The organism is Filifactor sp. (genome assembly GCF_057248345.1).
Map to the genome: position 1 here is coordinate 1 of NZ_DBHIIC010000031.1, position 7,192 is coordinate 7,192.

General features: G+C 36.6%; 4 protein-coding genes. All 4 read right to left on the minus strand.

All coding sequences use genetic code 11. The features are described from left to right. Positions 1 to 56: 56 nt before the first annotated feature. Positions 57 to 1,133: a glycosyltransferase family 4 protein gene (locus ACO5GE_RS05985; RefSeq protein ID WP_484830012.1), complete on the minus strand. Its 1,077-nt coding sequence runs from the start codon at positions 1,131 to 1,133 to the stop codon at positions 57 to 59. 271 nt (positions 1,134 to 1,404) lie between these two features. Beyond that, entirely contained in the window at positions 1,405 to 4,536 is a 3,132-nt protein-coding gene (locus ACO5GE_RS05990) for an AAA family ATPase (protein WP_484830013.1), read from the minus strand. Further along, the gene (locus ACO5GE_RS05995; protein ID WP_484830014.1) at positions 4,523 to 5,686 is read right to left on the minus strand and encodes an exonuclease SbcCD subunit D; all 1,164 of its coding nucleotides are present in this window, start codon (positions 5,684 to 5,686) and stop codon (positions 4,523 to 4,525) included. The genes ACO5GE_RS05990 and ACO5GE_RS05995 overlap by 14 nt, the downstream gene beginning before the upstream one ends. A 512-nt stretch (positions 5,687 to 6,198) precedes the next feature. Next, on the minus strand, positions 6,199 to 7,192 hold a 994-nt coding region (locus ACO5GE_RS06000; RefSeq protein WP_484830015.1), incomplete at its 5' end, for an ATP phosphoribosyltransferase regulatory subunit.

Below are 7,192 nucleotides of genomic sequence, written 5' to 3' on the forward strand. Positions count from 1 at the left end.
TCCGATCTTCTGTAGAAAAATTTGTTCCAATTTCTCTACAGATCTTGTGTTTATTGTTACATTCGTTTTGAATTATTTTTATCGCTAATAGGATTATTTTCTACATCGTGTTGATCATGGTGCAAGATTTTTAATCGATATACACTATAGCCTATGAAAGCAAAATTTACCAATATGATAAGCACTCCATAAATCACTCTCATGTGTGTAATCAATACAGCACTTGCTCCTAAGATAGCACTTGCTGAATACAAAACCAACACCGTTTGCCTTTGGCTAAGCCCTTTAGCCAACAATCTGTGGTGCAAATGTCCTTTATCTGCTTGCATAATCGGTTTGCCCGCCAATTTTCGTCGAATAATCGCAAATGTCGTATCGAAAATTGGAACTGCCAGCGACAGAACAGGAACAATGACCGCAATCAATGTGGTACTCTTTACGGTTCCCTCAATTGCCATAACAGACAAAATAAACCCTAAGAACAACGAACCGGTATCTCCCATAAAAATCTTTGCAGGGTTGAAATTGTGTGGCAAAAAACCAATGCTTGCACCTGCCAAACAAAGGAAGATAGTAGCATAGTTGTAATATCCGTAAATAAGTGACACTGTCGCCAAAGTAAGTGCTGCAATCGATGAAATTCCGGCAGCCAAACCATCCAAACCGTCAATTAGATTGATACAGTTAGTCACTCCCACAATCCACACAATACTGATTGGCACTCCCCAATAACCGAGCCAAATGAGACGTCCGTTGATCGGATTTGCAATATAATCAATCTGTACTCCACTATACACTACGATTCCGGCACAAATAATCTGAATAATCAATTTCAATTTTGCGCTTAAATCTCCAATGTCATCAAAAACTCCCATCACCAATATGATGCTTGCTGCAAACAGGATAGAGATCAACTCTCTATGTACTCCACAAAAAATCAACGTACTCACCATAAAGGCTATCGCAATCCCCATTCCACCCAATCGTGGAATCGGTTTGGTGTGTACTCTTCGATTATCCTTCGGAATATCAATTGCACCGATTAGATGTGCAAATTTGATTACGAAAGGAGTTATCAAATAACATACCAAAAAAGCTGTTAGAAAACTTAATATCATTTTTATCGCTGTCAAATATGTTCACTCCTGATTTTCCAAAATAAATGAGATTTTCTTCCATACTGTTACCTGATAGAAACAGATTTCTTGTGAAAAACTGTCCGTATGTCGTTGAATGATAGTCATTTGAGTTCAAACGCAATCAAAATTTGGAACGGAAACTGTAGGTGCAACAACCACATTCTCCCTTTCAACATCCTTTGGGCAACACCATCATTATATCACAATATCATAAAATCTCAATATTGGATAAGTTTTTATACTGCGCTTTATCACAAATTGACTCCTAATGAATCAAGTCAATCTGACTTCCTTTGTCTTTTTCATAACTGACAATAATTTTATTCGGAATGGTGGATTTTAACTCTTCCACATGAGAAATAATACCAATCATACGATTTCTTCCTACAAGCTCTAACAGACAATCTACTGCACTCTGTAATCTGTCCTGATCCAATGTTCCGAATCCCTCATCAATAAACAAGGTGTCAATTTCAATCTGACCTGCCGTATTCATAATAGCATCCGACAAGCCGAGCGCCAACGCAAGAGATGCCAAAAAACTTTCTCCTCCGGAAAGCATTGCCGTACTACGTTTTTTCCCAATATTGCTATCCAATATTTCTAATTCCAGTCCTCTGTTTTTTCCTCCACCTTTGAAGTTATCCTCTTTTCGATACAAAGTGTACTGCCCATCCGTCATCTTATATAATCTCTGATTTGCATACATCAAGACTTCTTCAAAGAAGTACATCAAAACATAGGTTTCAAGCGTAGCTTTCATCGGATTTTCTCCACTGCACAATTGATATAGTTTGGCAAGATTCATTCGTTTTTGTGCATATTCTTCCTCTTGTGATAACACTTCACGAATTTTGCTCTCAAGAGCATGAATGGATTTATAGTGATGTTGTAATGTCTCTTTCACGCTCTGCAATTCCTCACGAACTTCTTCAAGAGAATGTATCTCTTTTTCCAAAGGTTCAATATCGATTGCAGTTTTGCTCTCCAAAGTCTGTTCCAATGTCTTGACTTCCACCTGTAATGCACGGTACTCTTCCAAAAACTGCTCTACCTTTTTCTTTTCTTGCTCCAAGACGGACTCTTCCATACAGTTTTTGCGGTAGATTTCCATATCAAAAAATTCCTGTGTTATCTTTCTTTCCCAGTCCTGTTTTTCTGTATGGTAACGTATGTTCTCCTCTTCTTGATACTGTTTCCATTCCGATACTTTAGTGCTGATTTTGGAATAAGCATCCGAACTTTTTTGAACTTCCGTTCGAATCTTCTCTATTGTTTCATGTATCTGTTTCTTTTCTGCCATCAATGTTTGTCTTTGAGATGTCATAAGTTGTTCATCAATGCCTTTGAGCTTTTCTTCCAACTCTGTTTTTAACTGTTTGTTGTGTTCTGAAGATACGGATAATTTTTCAGATTGAATCAGGATATTCTGCATCTTTGCTTGCCATTGTTCCATCTGTTCACGCTCATTCTTTTCCAATTCCCTTTTTTGTTTGTAATCTTCAGACTCTGTTTGTATCCGTAATCTAATCTGCTCCAATTGTTTCTTTCGATCCGAACAAGCTTTCCCGCAATTTTCATAAAAAACAAGTTCTTCCAACAGATTGCTGAACGGTCCGCCTTGAATGGACAGTTCTTCTTGTAACTGCAATACTTGTTCCCTTGAAGAAAACATGACATCCTCCAAATGTTTTTTCTCTGTTTGTTGAATCACCGTCTTTTCCTGAACTTCTTTGAGTTGCTCTTCCAAAGAGTTAATCTCCTCTTTGGTAAGAAAAGTCACCGCATGAATTAAATTAGGATGATGAATCGAACCACAAAGTGGACATTCTTTTCCCTCTTCCAAATCTCTCGCATACTCTGCTAAAAGAGATTGTTCAAATACTTTTTTCGCATCTTGCACCTTTTGATGTAACGAAACGAAATTCTTCTGATTGATATCAAGATTTTTTTGTAAATCGGTGAGATCTTGTTCTGTTTTTTCCATCTTTTTCAACTCTCGATAAATCAAACGATATTTATCCAGCTCCCACTCCGTCTTGCTTAACTCTTTTTCTGTGCGCAACAACTCTTCTTGCGATTTTTCCAATCTTTCTCCGTTTTTTTCAATCGAATGCAATACTTTTTCGCAATCTTTCAAAGAAGTTTCTATCTTGATTTTATCTTGCTCCAATTTCTTTTTCTGTGCTTCAAACTCTTTTTCTTGACGTAATATTTCTTGAAATCTTCTATACTGTTCTTCTTTTTGTTTCCATTCTTCTAACTCTTGAACCTTTTTTTCTTCTTCTTCACTCAAATATGGAATTTTCTTCGACTCTTTTTTTGCAAAAACACTCTTTTCTTCCCACTCTTTTTCTTGTTGAATCAACTGTTCCAATTCTTCATTTCTCTTTTGAATCCTATCTGAAACCAATTTCAATCGAACTTCTTCTTTATACAGAGAAAGTGCCTTTTCCGCCTGAATACAAGCATCTTTTCTCTCTTTCATTTCCTGTTCCAGTGGAATGAGTTTTCCCAATTCCTCCTGTTTCTGTTGAAATTGAGATAGCTGTACATTGTGTCGATTCGCCATAGAAATTCGATTTTTACAATCTTGATACTGCAGGTCAAATTTTTTCAAGGACTCTTCTATCTCTTCGGTTTTCTTTCTGTTTTGTTTTTGTTCTTGCACCATGTTTTCTAATGCTTTGGGATAAAATGTCGGTTCCAAGCTATTGTCCTTCAAAAATTCATGAATACAGGCACTCTCTTTCGCATCCAAAATAGAAACCAAGGCATTTACTTCATCTTCCATCTTTTCAAACTTCTTTTGAATCATAGAATATTTTTGTTTCACCTGTTCCAAAAATCTTTGGTAAGGCACCGTATCAAAAATTTTTCGTAAAATTTCTTCTTTTTCTTTGGAAGAAGCACTCAAAAATTTGCGAAACTCTCCCTGTGGCAACATTTCAATTTTAGTAAACTGATCCCATGTCAAGCCGGTCAATTCCACAATTTTTTCGTCAACCTCTCTCTTCGAGGTCATCACCTCATTTTCAAGATACAATACCACCTCTTCCGAAACGGTATCAACCTTTCCACGTGGCTTTTTCATCACCTGTCTTGGCTCTCGACGAATCCGAATGATTTTTCCGTTCTCTTCAAATTCAAACTCTACAAAAGTTTTATCATCCTCCGGTGAAAGATACTGTGAACGCAGTTCTTCTCCCTCACCACGATTTTGGCTACTGATTTTTCCATAGAGCGCAAAACAAATCGCATCAAAAATTGTCGTCTTTCCCGAGCCGGTTGCACCGGAAATAATAAACAGAGAACCTTGATCGAATTTGGTAAAATCGATAATTTGTGTATCTCGATAAGTAATAAATCCGGAAAGTGTCAGTTTAATTGGTTTCATCTTCTTCTCCTTCCAATGCCTTTAAAATCTCAGATACTTCTTCTTTCAAGGTGTCACTCATCTCTTCTTCATAATTCTCTTGATAAAACAGCTCCGCCATCTCCAAAACACTGTGCTTTCTGTTTGATGTCTTAGATAAAATTTGAGAAATTTCTTTCTCACGAAATACATAACGAAGTTCCATTGCATTTGGATAATATTGTTTCAATCTTCCCATTGCATCAGGCACCATATCTTCATCTTCCAAAATAAATCTCACAAAATCCTCTCGATGCAAGTCTTCCAATGCCTGTTCCATAATATCTTCAAACCTTCCCTCAATGCTACGAACATTTTTTTCTAACTCGACAGGAACTTCCTCTATTGTGATACTGCCATCTGCCTTCAAGTCAACAATTAAAATAACCTTTTGATGCTTTTCTTCTGAAAAAGAGTACTTCATCAATGTTCCGGGATAATGAACCTTATCCGTTCCAACTTTCTGTCTGCGATGCAAATGTCCCAACGCCGTATAATCAAACGAATCAAAACATTCCACCATTACAAATTCTTTTCCTCCGATGGATAAAGGTTTTTGAGAATCAATCTTTTCGTCCGACTCCTCCTCCGATTCAAAAATGGCATAACAATGTGCCAACGCAACACTCCTGATTCCCTTGCGTAATTCAATACGCTCCACCGTTTTTTTCATCGCATCGTCAAAACTTCGAATCTCGTCATCTTCCAACAAAGCTCTCACCTGTGCAACATCTGCAAACGGAATCAGATAAAAATCCACTTCTCCATAATCATCTTCAATTGTAATTCTCTTCGTTTCCTTTTTGTAAATTCCTTCGATATAGTAGTGAACCTGCTCCATCAAAGCATTTCCCGCCTCAAGTCGCTCAGCAGAGTCATGGTTTCCGGAAATTGCCAATACGGGAATATTTCTGTCAATCAAAATTTTTCTCAAAAACTGATGGTATAACAATATCGCCTCTTTCGGCGGAATACTTCTGTCATAAATATCTCCTGAAATGACAACTACCTCTACTTTTTTATCATCAATCACAGACAACACCTGTTTCAATACCTTTTCTTGTTCTCCAAGTAAGGAATATCCGTTCAATAACTTTCCAATATGTAAATCTGCTAAATGAAGTATTTTCATCTTATCGCTCCTCCATCATTTCTAACAAAGATATTCAAAAATCCTAGACACTCCCAAAATTTGATTTTGATTTTAAAATGAAATCTTCCTCTGTAAATTCCACTCTCAAACAAATGGTAATCATCTTACCATAAACCCACTGTTTATCATTCTTTCTTTTATTCCTGTTTCATCATATCATTTTTTAGATAATTTTTCCATTCCTCCACACGCTTCCTATTACTAATTGGAATCCTCCATTTTCAATCTTTCCTTTTTCTTCACAGATTGTCTTTTTCAATCTTTTGCTTACATCATCCATAGTTTACGCAACAGAATATTAAAAAAGGATATCTTCCTTACCAACCGGTTAAGAAAAATATCCTTCTCTGTTACTTTCTATATTGTATGTTACTTCCATTTGTTTTAGGAATCATGGATTGTAATCATCGCAAAAATCAACTTTTTAAATCCTGTTGTTTTGTATTTTTCACCATGTAGCCTACACTTTGAAAAATCATCTTTCGTATTCCTTATTGTTCGTCCGCTACAATGACTTCATATCCGTTTTTCTTGAAATTTGCAACTTCTTTGCCGATTCGATTCGGTTTTATTTTATAGATGGAAGCAATATTTCCCTGTTCAATTTTTTCATTTGCAATCGAAAGCGCTTTTTCATAGAATGAATCCTCAGCAAAAAGAATTGCATAAGTTTCTCCCTCTTGTGGCACGACAAAATTTTGGTCTTTTAAAATACCGATAATTCTCTCAAATCCAATCGAAAACCCTACCGCCGGAATACTCTCTTTGCTGAACTTGTTCAACAGTCCGTCATATCTTCCACCACCGGCAACAGCTCCTCCGAACTTTGGAGTCTCGATTTCAAAAATTGGTCCTGTATAGTATCCCATTCCTCTTACCAATGTGGCATCAAATTGAATCGGATAATACTTGGATACGATGGATATCAGAAGTTTCAAATCTTCTGCATATGGAGTTGTCAACTGTTCCAACGGTGTTGTTAAGTTTTCTAAAAAGCGTTTTACCGTCTCTTGCGCATAGCCTTTTTCTAACAGTTCTTTTACAACACCTTCTTCACCAATTTTGTCTTTTTTGTCAGCAGTGATACAAACTGTCTCAAAATCTTCTTCAGAAAATCCCGCATCTATCACTAAGTCTTTCAGGATTCGTCTATCATTGATTTTAATCACAAAGTCTTTGAATCCGATATTATACAAAGCTTTCGGAACAGTCAACATCAAATCAATCTCTGCATAAATACCCGGCTCTCCAAGTGTATCAATATCGCATTGAACAAATTGGCGATATCTTCCTTTTTGGTTTCTTTCAGCACGAAATACATTTCCCATTTGAAATGCTTTGAACGGTTTGGTCAATTCATTCATATTGTTGGCATAAAAACGGCTCAACGGTAAGGTTAAATCGAAACGAAGTCCCAAATCACTCAAATCATTCTCCGTCTGTGCGTTTGTCCAATCTAATTTTTCTCCTCTTTTTAAAGATAGC

Excerpts from the sequence above, each read along its gene's own strand:
- ACO5GE_RS05990 (WP_484830013.1), bottom strand. The coding sequence starts at position 4,536 with ATGAAACCAATTAAACTGACACTTTCCGGATTTATTACTTATCGAGAT.
- ACO5GE_RS05995 (WP_484830014.1), bottom strand. The coding sequence starts at position 5,686 with ATGAAAATACTTCATTTAGCAGATTTACATATTGGAAAGTTATTGAAC.